The organism is Cellulosimicrobium cellulans, assembly GCF_024124905.1.
Taxonomy (GTDB): Bacteria; Actinomycetota; Actinomycetes; order Actinomycetales; family Cellulomonadaceae; genus Cellulosimicrobium; species Cellulosimicrobium cellulans_G.
Genome location: NZ_JAMXST010000002.1, coordinates 590389 through 609022, shown reverse-complemented (window position 1 = coordinate 609022; position 18634 = coordinate 590389). Strand labels below are relative to the sequence as shown.

Sequence of the window (18634 nt, the reverse complement as noted above, 5' to 3'; positions counted from 1 at the left end):
CTCGCTCAGTAGCCGCGGAGGCGCGCCAGACGGACGCGCACGGTGACGGAGTAGTCCTCGTGGAAGCCGTCGGGAGTCATGCCGAGGCCGCGGATCCCCTCGCCGTACTTCGCGTCGTACGCGACGCGCTCGTCGGGTGAGAGGCCGGCGTCGTCGATCGCGGCGGTGCCGGTGAGGACGACGACGTCGTCCCCCGACCGGGTGCTGTTGAGGTGCACCGCGACGCGGTGGTTCCCGCGGACGTTGCGCAGCTTCGCGGTGCGGGGCTGGGACTTGACCACGACCTCGTCCGCACCGTCCCACACGAACCACACGGGGGTCGGCTGGGGGGCGTCGTGCGGGTCGACGGTCACGAACCACAGGACCGGCTCGGCGGCGAGACGGGTCGCGGCGCGCGAGCCCAGGTCGGACGTGGTGTCGATCGCGGGCACGGTCACGCCTCCTTCGTGGTGGTCGCGGCCAGGCGCGGCAGCTCGATCGCGGGGCAGCGGTCCATGACCATGTCGAGCCCGGCGTCGCGCACGCGCTGCGCGGCGTCCTCGTCGATCACGTCGAGCTGGAACCAGACCGCCTTCGCGCCGATCGCGACGGCCTGGTCGGCGACGTCGCCCGCGAGCTCGGAGCGCACGAACACGTCGACGACGTCGACCGGGAACGGGACGTCCGCGAGCGTGGCGTAGCCCTGCTCGCCATGCACGGTCTCCGCGGACGGGTGGACGGGGACGATGCGCTTGCCGTGCTGCTGGAGCACGCGCGCCACGCCGTACGCGGCGCGCGACGTGTTGTTCGACAGGCCGACGACGGCCCAGGTCTCGGTGCCCTCGAGCACCCGACGGATGGTCTCCTGCTCGTCGGCCGGCGCGGCCGCTGCGACGTCGCTCATGTCGTGCGCAACCGGCCCCCCGCCGTGGCTATTCCGCGACGGAGGCCCGGCGCGCGGGCACCTCAGACGAGCGCGACCGCCAGCAGCGCGGTCGCCACCGCGCCGGCGACGGTCCGCACGTGGTTCCACGCGAGCCAGCGCGGGAGGAACGCGGCCCACGCGGCGGCGAGGTCCGCGGGCCGCTCCGCCGCCGCGTCGAGACGCTCGTTGAGCGGGACGTTGCCCACGGCCGTGACGCCGAGGATCCCGACGGCGGAGACCACCGCGCCCGCGAGCGCCCGCACCGCGCCGGGCGACCCGCCGACCAGGCCGACGACGGCCGCCGCGGCGGGCACGAGCACGCTGGCCGCGAGCAGGAGCATCAGCGGCGGGCGCAGCGCGTCCTTGTTGATCGCGACCATGGCCGCGGCCCCGTCGGCGGCGGGGAGGCGGCGCAGCCCGCCCATCACGAACGTGGAGAACGCGAAGAGCACCCCGCCCGCGAGCCCCGTCGCGACCGCACCCGCGACGACGAGCACCGCGAAGGCGCTCACGAGGGCTGCCCGGACGTCGACGTGACCGTCGCCGGCCAGGTCGCGGCCTCGCGCACCGCGAACTCGCGGAAGTCGCGAGGCTCGCGGCCCAACGCCTGCCGGACGCCGTCGGCGACCGGGGTCCCGCGGCCGTCGAGCACCTCGGCGAAGAGGTAGCGCATGAGGCCCACGACGTCGTCGGGCAGCCCGATCGCCCGCAGCCCCGCGACGAACTCGTCCATGGTGATCGGCGCGAACCGCACGTCGTGCCCGCTCGCCCTCGCGATCTCCGCCACCGCCTCGGCGAACGTGATCGCACGCGGCCCGGTGAGTTCGTAGACCCGGCCGGCGTGCGCGTCGTCGACGAGAGCAGCGACCGCGACGTCGGCGACGTCCTCGAGGTCGACGAACGGCTCGGCGACCCGGTCCACCGGGAGCGCGAGGACGCCGTCGAGCACGGGATCGAGCAGGAAGCTCTCGCTGAAGTTCTGGTCGAAGAACGCGCACCGGACCACGGTGCGGCCGGGGAACGCCTCGGCGACCAGCACCTCCGCGCGCTGCGCCTCGACCTCGCCGCGACCGGAGAGCAGGACGAGGCGGCGCACCCCCGCCTCCCGGGCGAGCGCCGCGAACCGGGCGACGGTCTCCGGGGAGCCCGGGATCGCGAGGTCGGGCACGTAGACCGCGTACACCGCCTCGGCCCCGGCGACCGCGGGGCGCCACGTGGTCTCGTCCTCCCAGTCGAAGCGGACGGCCCCGGAGCGGGACGCGCGCCGCACGGGGAGCCCGAGGGCGTCGAGGCGGTCGGCGACCCGGCGGCCGGTCTTGCCCGTCGCGCCGAGGACCAGGACCGGACCGGGGGCCGGGGCAGCGGTCGGGGTGTCGGTCGAGGCGGGAACCGGGTTCGGTGTCGTAGCGCTCATGGCGTCTCTCCTGTCGAGCGTCGGTGCGGGGACGAATGCCAGTCAACCGGGCACCGGCGAGACGTGACATGGCCCTGACGCTCGTCTCCATACGCGACCGTCTCACGTCCCCGCGGCGCCTCGACCCCTGGCCGCGGCTCCGGGACGGTGCGTACCCTGACCGGATGGACGTCGTCGCCGGGCTCCTCGACGGGCCGCGCGCCCGCGGCGCCTTCCTCCTGCGCAGCCACCTCCGCGCCCCGTGGGGCATGCGCATCGAGGACGAGGCGCCGCTGACGATCGTGCCCGTGCTGCGCGGCTCGGGCTGGGTCGGGCCGGTCGTGGGCGACGACGGCGCGGACCCGGGCGAGCACGTCGGGGCGGGGGACGTCGTCCTGCTGCGCGGCCCCGACCACTACGTCGTGGCGGACGCGCCGACGACCGCGCCCCAGGTGGTCATCGGGCCCGAGTCCGACATGTGCCGCGCGGTCGACGGCGGGCCCTCCCCCATGACGGTGCTCGGCGTGCGGTCGTGGGGCAACGACCCCGGTGGCGAGACCGTCATCATCACGGGCACCTACCCGCTCGACGGCGAGGTGGGCCGTCGCGTCCTGCGCGTCCTGCCGCAGCGCGTGGTGCTGCGCAGCGGCGACGTCGACGGGACGCTCGTGGAGATGCTCGCGCGCGAGGTCGTCCAGGACCTGCCCGGGCAGGAGGCGGTGCTCGACCGCCTGCTCGACCTCCTCCTCATCTCGTGCCTGCGCACGTGGCTCTCGCGCGACGACGCACCCGGCTGGTACCGCGCCGACGCGGATCCGGTGGTCGGCGCTGCGCTGCGCCTCATCCACCACGACCCGGCCCGCGCCTGGACCGTGGACGCGCTCGCGCGCGAGGTCGGGCTGTCGCGCGCGGCGTTCTCGCGGCGCTTCACCACGCTCGTCGGCGAGCCGCCGATGAGCTACCTCACCGGCTGGCGCCTCGACCTCGCGGCGGACCTCCTGCTGGAGCCCGACGCCACCCTGACGTCGGTCGCACGCGCGGTCGGGTACGCGACGCCGTTCGCGCTGAGCGCCGCCTTCAAGCGCGTGCGCGGCGTGAGCCCCGCCGCGCACCGGGCGCGCGCGGGCGCCGCCTGAGGCGGCTCACCGCGGCACCGGCACGAGTGCGACCTCCCGGAGCACGCCGTCGTCGACGACGGCCGTGAGGTACGTCCCGACCGGCTGACGACGGCGGTCCGTCGGCGACCCGGGGTTGAGGAGCCGCAGCCCGCCCGGCGAGGTCGTGTCCCACGGGACGTGGCTGTGCCCGAAGACCAGGAGGTCCGTGCCCGGGAACGCGGCGTCGGCGCGCCGCTCGCGCCCCTGCTTCGTCCCCGTCTCGTGCACGACGGCGAGCCGCAGCCCGTCGATCGTCGCGCGCGCCACCTCGGGCAGGCGCGCGTGCAGCGCGGGGCCGTCGTTGTTGCCGGCGACCCCGACCAGCCGGGACGCCCGCGCCTCCAGCGCGTCCAGCAGGTCGGCGCTCACCCAGTCGCCCGCGTGCACCACGACGTCGGCGTCGTCGACCGCGCGCCACACCTGGTCCGGGAGCGCCCGCGCCCGGACGGGGACGTGGGTGTCGCTCAGCAGGAGCAGGCGGGTCGGCACGGGTCTCACGATAGGTCGCGCGGACGGGCCGCGCCGGGCCACGATGGGGCATGCCGATCCCTCGCTGGGTGACCCGCAGCAACAAGCGCTTCCTCAACCCCGTGATGCTGCGCGTCGCGACCGGCGTCGGGCCGATGGCGGTCGTGCGCCACGTGGGCCGACGCAGCGGCCGCGTCTACCGCACGCCCGTCTTCGCGTTCGCGTACCGCGACGCGCCGGGCGAGCCGGTCCGCGTCGTCCTCGCGCTCACGTACGGGCCGGACGTCGACTGGGTGCGCAACGTCGACGCCGCGGGCGAGTTCGTGCTGGAGCGGCGAGGCGAGGAGTTCCGCGTCGTGGACGTGCGACGCGTCACGGGCGAGGACGGCCTGCGGCTCGTGCCCGGCTGGACGAGCGCCGTCCTGCGTCGCACGGGGGTGGACCAGTTCCGGACCGGGAGGCTCCTGCGGGTGCCGGCCACGACGTCCGCGTAGCACTGCGCCCGTGCCGCGGCGTCCGGCCGACGGTCGCGCGCCACGTGACGGCGGACGCCCGGCCGGACGTCCGGCCGGGCGTCCGCGAGCGCCAGCGGATCAGCACGCGCCGAGGTCGGCCCACGGGCCCCAGGTCGCGGCGCCGGGCTTCTCCCCGAGCGTCCACCACTTGGCCTTCCACGTGTGCCCCTCGAAGGACGCCGTCGTCCCGGCCACGTACACCTGCGACGCGCTCCACGGCGCCGCCGTGCAGGTCGGGTCGGTCGGGTCGGTGGGGTCCGTCGGGTCGGTGGGGTCCGTCGGGTCTGTCGGGTCCGTCGCGCCGGAGGTGAACGGCGCGAACTTCTTCGAGAACTCGAACTTCTGCTGCGCCAGCCCGGAGCAGTCGTCCTGCGTCGTCTGCGCGCCGGCACAGCCGCCGGTGTCGCGGTGCAGTGCCCAGAACGACAGGTAGGCGACGCCCTTCTGCCGCGCGAAGGCGAGCACCGAGTCCGCGTTCGCGAGGGAGAACGTCTCCCCCACGCCCCAGTCGGAGACGCCGATCATCTCCGTGATGCCGACCATGTTCCAGAGCTGCGCGTCCGTCTTCGACGGGTAGATCGTCTTGAGGAAGCTCACCAGGCCGGTCGTCGCGGTGACGGTGTCCTGCGCCATGTTCGCGCGGTCGCCCTCCCAGTAGTCGAACGTCATGACGTTGACGACCGAGACCTCGACGCCGTTCGTCACGGCGTTGCGCAGCAGGTTCTTGCCCGACGCGGCCAGGCCCTGCGTCGTGGTCGGCAGCGTGTACTGCACCTCGAACGTCCGGCCGTTGGCCTTGGCCCAGTCCTGGACGATCTTCAGCGCCTTGTTGCGACGGTCCACCCCGGCGCTGCTGTTGATCGAGTCCGCCTCGATGTCGAAGTCGATGCGCTCGACGTCGTAGGTCGTGATCAGCTTCTGGATCTGCGCCGCGATCGCGTTGACGTCCGTGCACGAGTCCGCCAGCTCCGTGAGCTGCCCGTCCTCGGTCGCGTCGTCCGCGGTCCAGCCGCCGAGGGACGGGATCACGTTGCCGCCGCGCGCCTGGATCGCGTCCACCTGGGCGCCGAAGCTCGACGGCGCGATCGGCAGCGACGTGTCGCCGTTCCAGTAGAGCGTGCACGACCCCTGCCGCTCGGTCTGGGCGAACGCCAGCGTGATGTGGTCGGCGCCGGCCTGCTGGGACACCGCGCTGATGTCGTCGCCCAGCCACATCTCGTAGTACGGCGAGAACACGTGGTCGGGGATCGGCGTCGCGGCGGACGCCGGCTGCGCGGCGAGGCCGACGGCCGCGCCGACGGCGAGCGCCGTCGTGGTCGCGAGCGTGAGCAGCTTCCTTCGGAACATGGGAACCTCCGGTCCAGGCCGGCGTCGTCCGTGGCGCCGGGTGCGGGAGACGTCGGCGCAGCGGGCGACCGACGGATCGACGCTACGGCGTCCGCGACCCGCGCCCATCGGTGCGATTGCGTATCTTTCGCGATCTACGCGTCCGTAGCACCCCGTATACGGATGCCCCGGGCGACGACCCTGCGCGGCTCCGCGGGACCCGCGACCGGACGGAGGCGCCGCCGTCCTGCCATGATGGACGGCATGACCGACCAGCTCTGGATCACCGGCGACCCCGACGCGGACGCGCTCCTCAGCGACGACGCCTTCGCCCTCCTCGTCGGCATGCTCCTCGACCAGCAGTACCCCATGGAGCACGCGTTCGCGGGACCGCGCAAGATCCGCGACCGCCTCGGCTCCATCGACCCGCGCGCCGTCGCGGAGGCGGACCCCGACGCGTTCGTCACGCTCGCGACGACGCCCCCGGCCATCCACCGGTACGGGCGCTCCATGGCGGCCCGGGTGCAGGACCTGGCGCGCGTCGTCGTCGACGAGTACGACGGCGACGCGACCCGGATCTGGACCGCGCCCGGCGCCGGCGACGACGGCACGGCGGCGCCGACCGGCGCGGAGGTCCTCGCCCGGCTGCGCGCGCTGCCCGGGTACGGCGACCAGAAGGCCCGGATCTTCCTCGCGCTGCTCGGCAAGCAGCGCGGCGTGCAGCCGGCGGGATGGCGGGAGGCGGCGGGCCACTACGGCGACGAGGGGTCGCGCCGGTCCATCGCCGACGTCACGAGCGCGGAGTCGCTCGCGGAGGTCCGCACGTTCAAGAAGGCGCAGAAGGCCGCGGCGAAGGCCGCGAAGGCCTGACCCGGCGGGCACGTTCGCGGGCCCCACCACCGGCAGCACCGCGACGGACGCCCGCGTGCGCGGCGACGCCCGGCCGCTATCGTCGGCGCGTGACCACGACGACGTCGCGCGCCCCGGCGCTGCCACCCTCCACCCGCACGCTGCTGGCTCTCGCGGCGGGCGTCGTCGTGCTCGCCGGCGTCCACACGGCGCGGGAGGTGCTCGCGCCGCTGCTCCTCGCGGCCGTGATCGTCATCATCTGCCACCCCGTGCGGTTCCCGCTCGAGCGCCGGGGCTGGCCGCGGTGGGCCGCGACGACGGCGGTCGTCGTGGTCGCCTACCTCATCCTCGCCGTGCTCGTCGCGATGCTGGTGTTCGCGGGCTTCCGGTTCGCCGACCTGGTGCGCGAGTACCTGCCGGCGCTCGTGCGCTCGGTCGAGGACGTCGTCGACCAGCTCTCCGCCGTCGGGATCGACACGGACGTCGCGGAGGCGGCGACGTCGTGGCTGGAGCCCGCCCGGGTCCTCAGCCTCGCCGGGAACGTGTCGGGCATGGCGCTCGGCATCGCGACGGCCTTCTTCTTCGTGCTCGCCTACGCGATCTTCATGGCGGCGGACGCAGCGCGGTACTCGACCGCGACCACGGTGTTCGGCACCGAGCGCGCCGCGACGATCGACCGCGCGGCCCGGTTCAGCGGCGGCGTGCGGCGCTACTTCGTCGTCAACGCGTCGTTCGGCGCGGTCGTCGCGATCGTCGACGGCGTCGCGCTCTGGCTGCTCTCCGTCCCCGCGCCGACGGTGTGGGCGATCCTCGCGTTCGTCACGAACTTCATCCCCAACATCGGCTTCGTGCTCGGCCTCGTGCCGCCCGCGATCATGGCGTTCGTCGTCGGGGGGTGGCAGCTCGCGCTCGCCGTCGTCGCGGTCTACTGCGTCGTGAACGTCGTGCTCCAGGTGCTCGTTCAGCCCAAGTTCGTGGCGGACGCCGTGAACCTCAGCCTGACCCTCAGCTTCGTCTCCGTCGTGTTCTGGACGTTCGTCATCGGTCCGCTCGGCGCGATCCTCGCGATCCCGCTCACGCTCCTCGTGCGCGCGCTCGTCCTGGAGCCCGACCCCGGCTCGGGCTGGCTGCGCTGGCTCTCCGGCGACGACGTGTCCCGCGCCCGTGGGACGGACCCGGCGCCCGGCGCGGCGGAAATCGACGGTCCGACCGCGGCGGAGCGTGTCGAGGCGCCCTCGCCCCGGGACGCGGGGACCGAGCGTGACCCTCAGGTCCAGCCTGAGGGTTCGGCGGCAGACGACGCGCCTGCCCCGGAGACGGCGTAGCCGCGCACCCTGTTGCGACCCCGTCCACGGTCCCTAGGCTGGCAGACGGCGGGTGTCCGCCCGTCACCGGCACGGGGAGGAACCATGGCGCACGGAGACATCACGCACATCGACATCCCGGTGAGCGACAGCGGCCGGGCCACGCAGTTCTACGGCGAGCTCTTCGGCTGGCAGATCGCGGAGGTCCCGGGCTTCGAGGGCTACCCCATGTGGCAGGCGCCGAACAAGATCAGCGGCGGCGGTCTCGCCCCGCGGTCCGAGGGGTTCACCACCCCGCGCAGCTACGTCGAGGTCGACTCGATCGAGGACACGCTCGCGAAGGTGCGCGAGCTCGGGGGCCGTGTGGTCCTGGAGAAGTCCGAGATCAGCCCGACGTCGTGGTGGGCGGCGTTCGAGGACGCCGACGGGAACCAGATCGGCCTCTACGAGGGCACGACGGACGCGGGCTGACCACGCCGGGCGTCCCCACCCGGGCGGTCGTCGCGGTCAGAGCGACAGCACGCGACCGTCCGGGTCGCCCGGCCGTCGGGGCCGGAGCGTGGGCGGGGGCGGCCACGGGAGGTCGTAGCGCTCCACGGGGACGTCGATCGCGCCGAAGTCGTCGGTCTGCACGACCACGCCGTCCGGCGTGACCTCCACGAGCCGGACGCGCAGGGGCGGCGCGTCCTCCCGCTCGAGCATCCACACGTCGGCCAGCCACGCGAGGCTGAGCCCGTCCAGCGCCTCCTCCGCCTCGAGCCAGCCCACCGGGCCGGTCAGCTCGCGCCCGAGGAGCGACACCGCGACCCAGGCATCGCCCTCGGGACGGATCCAGCCCACGTGCTCGCGGTCGTCGGGGCGGCGGTGCGGGATCCACTCGGCGGGCAGCATCCCGGCAGGCTAGCCCGCCGGCCGTCCGCGAGCCAGCACATTGCCGCCCTCCGGGTGCCGCCGCTCAGCGGGCGGGGAGGGGCTCGTTCCCCGACCCCTCGCGGAAGCCCTCGCCGAACCCGTCGCGATAGCCGCGGTCGTAGGCCTCGGCGCTCCCCTCCCGGAAGAGGTCGTCGGCGGAGGGCCGGACGAGCGCGCGCGCACCCGGGCCGTCGTCGTCGCCCACGTACCGGCCCAGCCCTCGCACGACGGCGACCGGACGGCCCGCCGTCTTGCCGCGCACCAGCTCGCTCGCGGAGGCCACCTCGTCGGCGACGGCCGTGACCGTCACGGAGAGGGGACGGCCGTGCGCGTCCGTCCCGCCGCGCAGGTCCTCGGCCACGACGATCCCCGCCGCACCGATCGCGACGTCGACCAGCCCGTCGCGCCACGCACGACCCGCGGTGTCGGTGACGACGACGCCCAGACGGTCGAGCCCGAACCGGTCGCGCAGCGCGGCCCGCAGCGCCCGGGCCGAGGCGTCCGGGTCGAGCGGGAGCAGGAGCACCGTCCCGTCGGGGGTGTTGGAGGCGTCGACCCCGGCCGCGGCCATGACCAGGCCCAGGTGGTTCTCGACGATGCGCAGCGGAGGCTGGCCCGGGCGCTCGCGCGTCGCGACCACGCGCACCGTCTCGTCGGTGATCGCCTGCTCGCGGTCGGCGGCGGCGACCACGCGGCCCTCTGCCTTGGACACGACCTTGCTCGTCACCACGACGACGTCGCCCTCGGCGAGCGCGTCGCCCGGCGGCGCCCCGGCGAGCAGGTCGCCGACGAGCGCGGCGAGGTCGTCGCCCGGGCGCACCTCGCCCAGGCCCGAGGGCGCCCACACGGACAGGCGCGCGTCGTCGCCCTCGCGCGCGCCGCCGTCGGGCACGACCGCGCCCGTTCCGCCGGAGGTCATCGCGCCAGCTTCGGAAGGACCTCGCGACCGAAGACCTCGATCCACTCCCGCTGGTTGCGGCCCACGTTGTGGAGGTAGATCCGGTCGAAGCCGAGGTCGACGAACTTCTGGATGTACGCGCGGTGCTCGTCGGGGTCGGCCGAGATGACCATGCGGCCCTCGAAGTCCTCGGGGCGCACGAGCTTGGCCATCTGCTCGAAGTCGTGCGGCGAGCGGATGTCGGCCTTGGGGAACTTCATGCCGCCGTTGGGCCACTCGGTCATCGCGTTCGCGAGCGCCTCCTCGTCGGTCGCCGCCCAGGACAGGTGGAGCTGCAGCACCTTGGGCATCGCCTGCGGGTCCCGGCCGGACTCACGGACGCCGTCGTCGAACTTGCCGAACAGCATGGAGATCTTCTCCAGCGGCGCACCGACCGTGATGAGGCCGTCCGCGTGCCGCCCGGCGCGCTTCGCCGTCACCGGGCCCGCCGTGGCCACGAGGATCTCCGGCGGGACCTCGGGCATGGTCCACAGCCGCGTGGACTCCATCTTGTAGAACTGCCCGGAGTGCTTGACGTCCTTGTTGTCGAGCCCGGACTGGAACAGCTTCTTGATGACGTCGATCGCCTCGAACATGCGGTTGATGCGCTCGGGCGCCTCCGGCCAGTAGCCCGCGACCACGTGCTCGTTGAGCGCCTCGCCCGAGCCCAGGCCGAGCCAGTGCCGCCCGGGGTACATCGCGGCGAGCGTCGCCGACGCCTGGGCCACCATCGCGGGGTGCCAGCGGAACGTCGGCGCCGTGACGCCCGGGCCGAGGTCGCCCCTCGTGCGCTCGCCGAGCGCGGTGAGCACGTTCCAGACGAACGACGACTCGCCCTGCGCGGGGACCCACGGCTGGAAGTGGTCGGCCGCCATGGTGCCGGAGAAGCCGTGCTCCTCCGCGTAGGCCGAGAGCGCGACGGCCTCGGTCGGGTGGAACTGCTCCAGCATCGCGGCATAGCCGATCGTCAGACCCATGAGCCGACCCTAACCCCCCTCGAGCCCGCCCGGGCCGCCGGTCGCGCCGGGCGCGGCCGCCGCCTCACGACGACGTCCGCGCCCGGCGCTCCCACGGCCCTCCGGAGCGCCCGGGTCAGACGTACAGCGGGGTCAGCGCCTCGTACTCCTCGACGGAGCCGTTGCGCAGGCACACCTCGATGATCTGCCGTCCCAGCGGGTCGAGGCCGTCGGTGAGGAACTGCCGGAGCTCGCTCGCGAAGAAGTCGGTGATGATCCGCGCCCCGGTGTCGTAGGCCTCGATCCCCACCTGGGACTGCAGCTCGGGCCGCAGGAACGTCGGCCGCACGAGCTGGCCGTCGATCTTCATCTCGGTGAGCGTGTACCCGAACAGCGGGCAGCGGGCCGGGGTGAGCTCCTCGGGGCGCAGGCGCCCGCCCCCGCGACGGGCGAGGTACTCGCGGGTCAGCCACTCCGCGGCGAAGTCGACCTTGTACGCGCCGATGTGCTGGTTGGGCGTCAGGACGTACCGGGTCCGGTCCGTCTCCACGAGCTGGCGCAGCAGGAGGTTCGCGGCCGCGACCTTGGTCCCGGTCGCGAACGGCCAGTACGACCCGACGCCCTCCGCGACCATGCCGCCGTGGGCCAGCGCCTCCGTCGCCGAGCGCGACTCGCCGATCGACGGGTTCTTGTCCCCGCGCGGCGCGACGAGCCGCCAGATCCACGCGAGGGAGGCGGGGACGACGTGGGTCATGCCCATGATCCCGTAGGTCGGGTGGTCCCGGGTGCAGGCCGGCATGCGGGCGCCGAACGTGCGGACGTCGACCTCGGCCGGCCCGGCGACGCCGGTGAGCAGGTGGCGGGGCACGACGACGCGCGGGTTGGGGCAGCGCCGGCCGTCCGAGTCGAGCGTGTGCTCCCAGGGCAGCACCGTGGCGTCGGGGACGCCGTCGATGTTGAAGAACACGAGCGGGACGTCCGGGTGGATGCACGCACGCTCCAGGTGGGCGTCCTGGCCGTAGCCGGTGAGGTTGTCGACCCGCACGAACCACCCCTCCTCCGCGTCCGTGACGACGAGGCGACCGTCGCCGGTCTGGAGCCCGGCGTGGCACAGGGTCATGTCGTCGGTGACGGGGTCGAGCGCGCTCGTCTCCCCGAGCGTGATGACGTACGGCTCGTCGGTCACGACGTTCGTGCCCAGCAGGATCCGGCCGTCCTCCTGACGCCGGATCTCCTGGCACATCTCGGACTTGCCGCCGCCCGACGCGCCCTCGTGCATGACGACGGTCTCGTTCTCGTACGGCGTGGTGACGCGGACCGACGACGCGTGCGCGGTGACCCAGCCCTCGCGCTCGCCCACGTCGAGCAGCACCGAGAACACGCCCTTCTTCGCGCTCGGACCGGGGTACAGGTTGTAGGCGAACACCTCGTGCAGCGTCTCGGAGCGGTCGTGCACGACGACCTGGCGCCCGCCGAACCGCGTGTGGCGGAACGGCGGGGCGACGTAGAGGATCGAGCGCGGCTCGAACGGCCCGAGCTCGTCGAACGTGGTCCAGCCCTGCAGGTCGACGAGCGCGAGGGCGAAGAACGCCGCGTTGGCCGGGCAGACGGCGAGGGACGGGTAGCCGTGGGTGCGTCCCCCCGCGCGGAACGGCACGACCACCAGCTCCTGGGTCGCGAGCCACGCGAGCGTCTCGTCCTTGACCGGGGCGAACTCCGCACCGAAGACGTCGCGGTAGCGCGGCTTGTCGGTGGGCAGGTCGTCGGCGATGCGCATGCAGTCCGGGTCGCGACGGCGCATGTAGTCCTCGGGGTAGTTCACCGCGACGCCGTTCCGGCAGCGCACCACCTCGGCCTCGGGGACGAGGGTGCCGTCGGCGTCGTACTCCACGACGAACCGCGGACCGCCGTCAGGGCCGAGCGCGAGGCGGTAGAGCTCCTCGCGCGAGGACGGCACGACGAGGTCCGGGCACGCCGCGAGCGCCCCCTCGAGCGCGGGTGAGAGGACGACGCCCGGTGGCAGGGCGCCGGTCGTGCGCGCGCGGTCGGTGGTCGTGAGGGTCATGGTTGCTCCCGGTGGTCGGCGCGAGGGACGAGATCGAGGTGCGCCCACGAGCACCCGTGTCTTTGCGTGCAGGTTACGAGCCGATGACCAATCACCCCCAGGGACCTTGGACCCGTTGTGACGTGCCCCGCCGATCCGGCCGCGGCCCCCCGCGCCGCGCGGACCCCCGATAGCCTCTCGCCGGTGAGCACCTCTCCCCCGCCCCGCGCGACCCTCGACACGCGAGCCCTCGTGGAGCCCGTGGACCGCGCGGCGGTGCGCGCGCACCACCGGGAGGTCCGGCGCCGGGCGCGCGCGGCGCGAGCGCTCACGCGATCCTCGGTGACGTCCCGGGTGCTCGCCAGGGTGCTCGGAACCGCCTTCCTCGCTCTCCTCCTCGCCCTCGCGGTGTTCGTCGTCGGCGCCGTCCTCGCCCTCGTCGTGGTCGGGCTCGTCGCCGCCGGAGTCGCCGCCGGGATCGCCGTCGGGCTCGTGGCGGTCGGCCTCGTCGCCGTCGGGCTCCTCGTCGCCCGGGGCGTGCGGCGCTCGTCCGCCCGGGACCACGAGCGGGCCTACCGCCTGAGCCGGTTCGCCGCGGCGAACGGGTTCGACCTCGAGGCGCGGGTCGACGATCCGGAGCTGCCCAGCGGGGCGTTCCGGCTGGGCATCCTCCGCGTCGCCTGGAACGTCGTCCGCACCCGCGGTCACCACCCCGTCGAGGTCGCGACCTACACCTACAGCGCCGGCTACCGCAACGGCGAGCCGTTCGAGTTCACCTATGCCATGGTCGGCCTCGACCGCGCCCTCCCCCACGTCGTCGTGGAGACGGCACCCGCCCGGGGCCTGCGGGGCGCCCGGGCTCCGCGGGGCGTCGAGCGCGTGTGGGAGCTGCCGGTCGACGGCCCGTTCGGCGACCGCCACCGCGCCTACGGGCCCGTGCGGTCCCCGACGGGCACCGCGCGCGCCGTCTTCACCTCGGAGGTCGTCGAGACGCTCGTCCGCGGACCCCTGCCGCTCGCGGCGGAGGTGTCCGGCGACCGGCTCTTCCTGTACAGCGAACGCCCGCTCGACCTCCTCGACCCGGCGGTCTGGGAACGCCTCCTGGGGACGGCCACGGACCTGGCCGCACGCCTGTCCGGCGCGGACGGGACCGGCGCCCCGGGCGCCGCCTCCCGCACCCGGTGACGACGGCGGCCGGGACGCGAGACGCCGTCGGGAGCGGCCCCGAGATCTGGGAGAATGGACGACCATGAGCGACTTCCCGACGAACGCGCCGACGGGCGCGGCCGATGCCACGGCAGCAACGACCTCCTCCGCCGGCCACGTAGCCGGCGACGTCGTCCGCGCGGTGGTCGCGGGAGTACCCGACCGGGTGAGCCTCGACGGGCTCGAGGAGACCTACGACGCCCGCTGGGCCGAGCAGGGGACGTACGCGTTCGACCGCTCCAGGACCCGCGAGCAGGTCTTCTCCATCGACACCCCGCCGCCGACGGTCTCCGGCTCCCTGCACGTGGGCCACGTCTTCTCCTACACCCACACCGACGTCGTCGCGCGCTTCCAGCGCATGCGCGGCCTCGAGGTGTTCTACCCGATGGGCTGGGACGACAACGGCCTGCCCACCGAGCGCCGCGTGCAGAACTACTACGGCGTGCGCTGCGACCCGACGCTCCCCTACGTCGAGGGCTTCGAGCCCCCGCACGAGGGCGGCGAGGGCAAGTCGGTCAAGGCCGCCGACCAGGTGCCGGTGAGCCGCCGCAACTTCATCGAGCTGTGCGAGCGACTGACCGCCGAGGACGAGAAGCAGTTCGAGGCGCTGTGGCGCCGGCTCGGGCTCTCGGTCGACTGGGCGCAGCACTACCAGACGATCGACGCGCGGTCCCGCACCGCGGCGCAGCGCGCGTTCCTGCGCAACCTCGCACGCGGCGAGGCGTACCAGGCGGAGGCCCCCGGGCTGTGGGACGTGACGTTCCAGACGGCGGTCGCGCAGGCCGAGCTCGAGGCGCGCGACTACCCCGGGCACTTCCACAAGGTCGCGTTCCACCGCGTCGCGCCCGGCACGCCCGACGACGGCGCTCCGGTCCACATCGAGACGACGCGCCCCGAGCTCCTCGCGGCGTGCGTGGCGCTCGTCGCGCACCCGGACGACGAGCGGTACCAGCACCTGTTCGGCACGACGGTGCGCTCGCCGCTGTTCGACGTCGAGCTGCCCGTCCTCGCCCACCCCGCCGCCGAGCGCGACAAGGGCGCGGGCATCGCGATGTGCTGCACGTTCGGCGACCTCACCGACGTGCAGTGGTGGCGCGAGCTGCAGCTCCCGACGCGGTCGATCATCACGCGCGACGGCCGCATCACGCGCGAGACGCCGGACTGGATCACGTCGCACGCCGGCCAGGGCGTGTTCGCCGAGCTCGCGGGCAAGACGACGTTCTCGGCGCGCCAGGTCGTCGTCGACGCGCTGCGCGACGCGGGCGACCTCGACGGCGAGCCCGTGCCGACCCAGCGCAAGGCGAACTTCTTCGAGAAGGGCGACAAGCCCCTCGAGATCGTCACGTCGCGCCAGTGGTACATCCGCAACGGCGGCCGCGACTGGACGACGGCCGACGGCACGACGCGCGACCTGCGCCAGGAGCTGCTGACCCGCGGCAAGGAGCTGGCGTTCCACCCCGACTTCATGCGCGTGCGCTACGAGAACTGGGTCGGCGGCCTCAACGGCGACTGGCTCATCTCGCGCCAGCGCTTCTTCGGCGTCGCGATCCCGCTGTGGTACCCGGTGCTGGAGTCGGGCGAGGTCGACCACGACCACCCCATCGTCCCGTCCGAGGACGTCCTGCCCGTCGACCCGTCGTCCGACGTGCCCGCCGGGTACACGGAGGACCAGCGTGGCGTGCCGGGCGGGTTCGTCGGCGAGAACGACATCATGGACACCTGGGCGACGTCGTCGCTCACGCCGCAGATCGCCGGTGGCTGGGAGGTCGACCCCGACCTGTTCGAGCGCGTGTTCCCCATGGACCTGCGCCCGCAGGGCCAGGACATCATCCGGACCTGGCTCTTCTCGACCGTCGTGCGCTCGCACCTCGAGTTCGGCTCGCTGCCGTGGAAGAACGCCGCGATCTCGGGCTGGATCCTCGACCCCGACCGCAAGAAGATGTCGAAGTCCAAGGGCAACGTCGTCACGCCCATGGGCCTGCTGGAGGAGCACGGCTCCGACGCGGTGCGGTACTGGGCCGCCTCGGCCCGCCTGGGCACCGACGCGGCGTTCGAGGTCGGGCAGATGAAGATCGGTCGCCGCCTCGCCATCAAGATCCTCAACGCGTCGAAGTTCGCGCTGTCGTTCGGCGTGGACGCCGAGACCGGGACGGGCGAGATCGTCCTCGACCCCGCGCTCGTCACCGAGACGCTCGACCGCGCGATGCTCGCCGGCCTCGCGTCCGTCGTCGAGAAGGCGACCGAGGCGTTCGAGGCGTACGACCACACGCGCGCCCTCGAGACCACGGAGACGTTCTTCTGGACGTTCTGCGACGACTACCTCGAGCTCGTCAAGGACCGCGCGTACGGCGCCGGCGCCGCGGCGTCCGACGTCTCGGCCGAGACCCGGTCCGCGCGCGTCGCGCTCGCGATCGCGCTCGACACGCTCCTGCGTCTCTTCGCGCCGTTCGTGCCGTTCGCGACCGAGGAGGTCTGGTCGTGGTGGCGCGCGTCGGAGGGATCGATCCACCGCGCGCCGTGGCCGACGTCCGACGTCGCGCGCTCGGCGGCCGGCGACGCCGACCCGGCCGTGCTCACGGCCGCGGGCCACGCGCTCGCCGCGCTGCGCAAGGTCAAGTCCGAGGCGAAGGTCTCGATGCGCACGCCGATCCTCGCGGCGCAGGTCGCCGTCCCGGCCGCGTCGCTCGCCGGCGTCGAGGCGTCGGTCGTCGACGTCCGCAACGGCGGGCGCGTCACCGGCACGCTCGACCTCGTCGCGGCCACGGAGGGCCAGGGCGACCCGGCCGTCCAGGGCGGGATCGTCGTCGTCTCCTCCGAGCTCGGCGAGCCCGAGGCCCGCAAGAAGTCCTGACTCCCCCACCTGTCGTGGGCATGGAACGGGCCCGGTTCTGCGGTCAGAACCGGGCCCGTTCCATGCCCACAGCGGCCGGCGGGTCAGATGATCTCGCCGCGCAGCCTGGCGTCGTCGCCGGACATCGTCGCCGCGACCTCGCGCGGCGTGCCCTCGTCGGCCCACCGCAGGGTCGCGCCGACGCCCTCGATGAGCTCGACGCTGCCCTCGGGCGCGAACGTCAGGCCGGCGTCCTGGCCCACCGCGGCACGGACGAGCGCGACCGTCGCGGGGAGCTTCTCGAGGCCCTCGGTGACGCCCAGGTCCTGGATCTCCTCCTTGGACGCGGCGATGTGCATCGGGCTCGGCCCGATCCAGAGCGAGCGGCCGTCGAGCGCCGCGTCCTGGCCGTACTCGTCGGCCAGGACGAGCTCCTTGACCTGCCCGCGCGCGAGGACCGCCACGACGTCCTCGACGGACGTCACGGCACCCGACTCGCGCCCCTGCTCCTGACGGAACTCCGCGAGGACCTTCTCGCGCCGTCGTTCGCGGAAGCTGTCGAGCGCGTCGGCGACGTTCGCCTCGAACGCGGCCTCGTTGATGCCCGGGCCTCGACCGCCGCCCGGGACCTCGACGACGAGCTCCGCCGTCGCACGGCCGAGCGCCCCGCGCACGAGGGGGACCGCGCGCACGTCCCCGGTGAGGAGCACGAGCTCGGGGCGGTACTCCGCCGCCTGGCGCTCCAGCTCGGCGGCCACCGCCTCGGCGTTGCGCTCCCACGAGTCCTCCGCGCGCGACTCGATGCGCTTGTGGGACAGGCCGCCGGTCCGGACCTTGTTGATGACGTCGTGGCCGCCCTCGACCGACTCCGGCTCCGCGTACGGCAGGTGTCCCCCCGCGACGGACCACGTGAGGTCCGCGCCCTGGCGGTCGACGACGACCCGCACGTAGTCCACCGACTCGTCCGCCGCGCGCGCCGCCTGGAGCAGCGCGGGGACGGGGCCCCACGACCCCTTCGTGAGCGCCGGCGGGTCCTTGACGACGCGGTCGACCAGCACGCCCGTGTCGTCCGCGATCAGCACGCGCCCGTGGGTGCCCCCGACCCGCGTCGGCCGCAGCACCACCTCCTCGAGGTCGTCGAGGACGGCGTCGGGCGCGCCCTCCTGGCGCAGCGTGCGCCGCACGCCCTTCCAGCGGTTCTCGACCTCGCGGTCCCCTGCCTCGTTGGCCCGCGTCGCGTCGATGTACACCGTCGCGAAGGGGCCCGGGTGGCCGAGGAGGGGCTTGAGCCAATCGATCTTCATGCGAACACCTCTAGCGTCCGTCGGCGTGGCGGGCAGGCCGCCCGGCGCGCAGGTCGTGCCGACGCCGGGGCCCACCCTGGGACCCCTCCAGGGTCGGTCAGATCGACCCGCGTCGCCACCGCGCGTCGGGCAGGACCCGGCGGACGCCGACGGTCACGACGCCGTCAGGAGTAGGTGTCGAGGACGGGCGTGCCCTCGCCCGACGCGGCGTGCTCCGCGGCGATCCGCTCGTGGTGGCGGATGACCTCGCGGACGATGAACTCGCGGAACTGCTCCGCGAACTGGGGGTCGAGGCCCGCGGCGTCGGCGATCCCGGTGAGGCGCGCGATCTGCTGCCGGTCCCGGTCGGGGTCGGCCGGCGGCAACCCTCCCTGCGCCTTGAGCTCCCCGACCCGGCGCGTGAACTTGAACCGCTCCGCGAGCAGGTGCATGAGCGCGGCGTCGATGTTGTCGATGCTGTCGCGCAGCATGAGGATCTCGGCGGGGACGGCAGCGGGGCCGGGCGGGTTCGTCACCCACTGATCCTAGG

The 18634-nt window shown here is 74.0% G+C and carries 19 protein-coding genes; 7 read left to right on the top strand and 12 right to left on the bottom strand.

Features of this window, described 5'->3' with window-relative positions:
* Positions 1 to 5: 5 nt before the first annotated feature.
* The 4 genes from NHH00_RS07710 to NHH00_RS07695 form a co-directional block, all read right to left on the bottom strand.
* Positions 6 to 431: a TIGR03667 family PPOX class F420-dependent oxidoreductase gene (locus tag NHH00_RS07710; protein WP_253051249.1), complete on the bottom strand. Its 426-nt coding sequence runs from the start codon at positions 429 to 431 to the stop codon at positions 6 to 8.
* Between the two features lie 2 nt (positions 432 to 433).
* Positions 434 to 883 (bottom strand): CoA-binding protein, encoded by a 450-nt coding sequence (locus tag NHH00_RS07705; protein ID WP_253051248.1) that lies wholly within the window; start codon positions 881 to 883, stop codon positions 434 to 436.
* 62 nt (positions 884 to 945) lie between these two features.
* Positions 946 to 1416 (bottom strand): anthrone oxygenase family protein, encoded by a 471-nt coding sequence (locus NHH00_RS07700; protein WP_253051247.1) that lies wholly within the window; start codon positions 1414 to 1416, stop codon positions 946 to 948.
* Positions 1413 to 2318 (bottom strand): NAD(P)H-binding protein, encoded by a 906-nt coding sequence (locus NHH00_RS07695; RefSeq protein WP_253051246.1) that lies wholly within the window; start codon positions 2316 to 2318, stop codon positions 1413 to 1415. Before NHH00_RS07695 ends, NHH00_RS07700 begins: the two co-directional genes overlap by 4 nt.
* 164 nt (positions 2319 to 2482) lie before the next feature.
* Here NHH00_RS07695 and NHH00_RS07690 point away from each other — a divergent pair, with 164 nt between their 5' ends.
* Positions 2483 to 3433, top strand: a complete 951-nt coding sequence (locus tag NHH00_RS07690; RefSeq protein WP_253051245.1) for an AraC family transcriptional regulator — start codon at positions 2483 to 2485, stop codon at positions 3431 to 3433.
* A gap of 6 nt (positions 3434 to 3439) precedes the next feature.
* Here the strand turns inward: NHH00_RS07690 and NHH00_RS07685 are convergent, their stop codons facing one another.
* Entirely contained in the window at positions 3440 to 3943 is a 504-nt protein-coding gene (locus NHH00_RS07685; RefSeq protein ID WP_253051244.1) for a metallophosphoesterase family protein, read from the bottom strand.
* 50 nt (positions 3944 to 3993) lie between these two features.
* On the opposite strand from NHH00_RS07685, the gene NHH00_RS07680 reads away from it, so the two are divergent.
* Positions 3994 to 4416, top strand: coding sequence for a nitroreductase family deazaflavin-dependent oxidoreductase (locus NHH00_RS07680; RefSeq protein ID WP_253051243.1), 423 nt, complete (start codon positions 3994 to 3996; stop codon positions 4414 to 4416).
* Positions 4417 to 4515: 99 nt separating this feature from the next.
* On the opposite strand, the gene NHH00_RS07675 is transcribed toward NHH00_RS07680, so the two are convergent.
* A complete protein-coding gene (locus NHH00_RS07675) occupies positions 4516 to 5784 on the bottom strand; it encodes a chitinase (RefSeq protein ID WP_253051242.1) in 1269 nt (422 codons plus the stop codon).
* Between the two features lie 243 nt (positions 5785 to 6027).
* Between NHH00_RS07675 and NHH00_RS07670 the strand changes: the two genes are divergently transcribed.
* From NHH00_RS07670 to NHH00_RS07660, 3 genes are all read left to right on the top strand, one after another.
* On the top strand, positions 6028 to 6633 hold the full coding sequence (locus NHH00_RS07670; RefSeq protein ID WP_253051241.1) for an HhH-GPD-type base excision DNA repair protein: 606 nt from the start codon (positions 6028 to 6030) through the stop codon (positions 6631 to 6633).
* 89 nt (positions 6634 to 6722) lie between these two features.
* Positions 6723 to 7937 (top strand): AI-2E family transporter, encoded by a 1215-nt coding sequence (locus NHH00_RS07665; protein ID WP_253051240.1) that lies wholly within the window; start codon positions 6723 to 6725, stop codon positions 7935 to 7937.
* 84 nt (positions 7938 to 8021) lie between these two features.
* A complete protein-coding gene (locus NHH00_RS07660; RefSeq protein WP_047232624.1) occupies positions 8022 to 8387 on the top strand; it encodes a VOC family protein in 366 nt (121 codons plus the stop codon).
* 36 nt (positions 8388 to 8423) lie between these two features.
* Here the strand turns inward: NHH00_RS07660 and NHH00_RS07655 are convergent, their stop codons facing one another.
* From NHH00_RS07655 to NHH00_RS07640, 4 genes are all read right to left on the bottom strand, one after another.
* Positions 8424 to 8807, bottom strand: a complete 384-nt coding sequence (locus tag NHH00_RS07655) for a hypothetical protein (RefSeq protein WP_253051239.1) — start codon at positions 8805 to 8807, stop codon at positions 8424 to 8426.
* 64 nt (positions 8808 to 8871) lie between these two features.
* Entirely contained in the window at positions 8872 to 9747 is an 876-nt protein-coding gene (cofE, locus tag NHH00_RS07650; protein WP_253051238.1) for a coenzyme F420-0:L-glutamate ligase, read from the bottom strand.
* Complete coding sequence (locus NHH00_RS07645; protein ID WP_253051237.1) at positions 9744 to 10742, bottom strand: TIGR03557 family F420-dependent LLM class oxidoreductase; 999 nt, start codon at positions 10740 to 10742, stop codon at positions 9744 to 9746. Before NHH00_RS07645 ends, cofE begins: the two co-directional genes overlap by 4 nt.
* Before the next feature lie 115 nt (positions 10743 to 10857).
* Complete coding sequence (locus tag NHH00_RS07640) at positions 10858 to 12786, bottom strand: DUF4914 family protein (RefSeq protein WP_253051236.1); 1929 nt, start codon at positions 12784 to 12786, stop codon at positions 10858 to 10860.
* A 183-nt stretch (positions 12787 to 12969) separates the two neighbouring features.
* Between NHH00_RS07640 and NHH00_RS07635 the strand changes: the two genes are divergently transcribed.
* The gene (locus tag NHH00_RS07635; RefSeq protein WP_253051235.1) at positions 12970 to 13950 is read left to right on the top strand and encodes a hypothetical protein; all 981 of its coding nucleotides are present in this window, start codon (positions 12970 to 12972) and stop codon (positions 13948 to 13950) included.
* Between the two features lie 64 nt (positions 13951 to 14014).
* A complete protein-coding gene (gene valS, locus NHH00_RS07630; protein ID WP_253051234.1) occupies positions 14015 to 16822 on the top strand; it encodes a valine--tRNA ligase in 2808 nt (935 codons plus the stop codon).
* A gap of 83 nt (positions 16823 to 16905) precedes the next feature.
* Here valS and NHH00_RS07625 read toward each other — a convergent pair whose 3' ends face one another.
* Together NHH00_RS07625 and NHH00_RS07620 are read right to left on the bottom strand one after the other, a co-directional pair.
* The gene (locus NHH00_RS07625; protein WP_253051233.1) at positions 16906 to 18105 is read right to left on the bottom strand and encodes a baeRF2 domain-containing protein; all 1200 of its coding nucleotides are present in this window, start codon (positions 18103 to 18105) and stop codon (positions 16906 to 16908) included.
* 164 nt (positions 18106 to 18269) lie between these two features.
* Positions 18270 to 18620 carry a chorismate mutase gene (locus NHH00_RS07620; protein ID WP_308202274.1) on the bottom strand — a complete coding sequence of 117 codons (351 nt, stop codon included), beginning with the start codon at positions 18618 to 18620 and terminating at the stop codon, positions 18270 to 18272.
* Positions 18621 to 18634 lie beyond the last annotated feature (14 nt).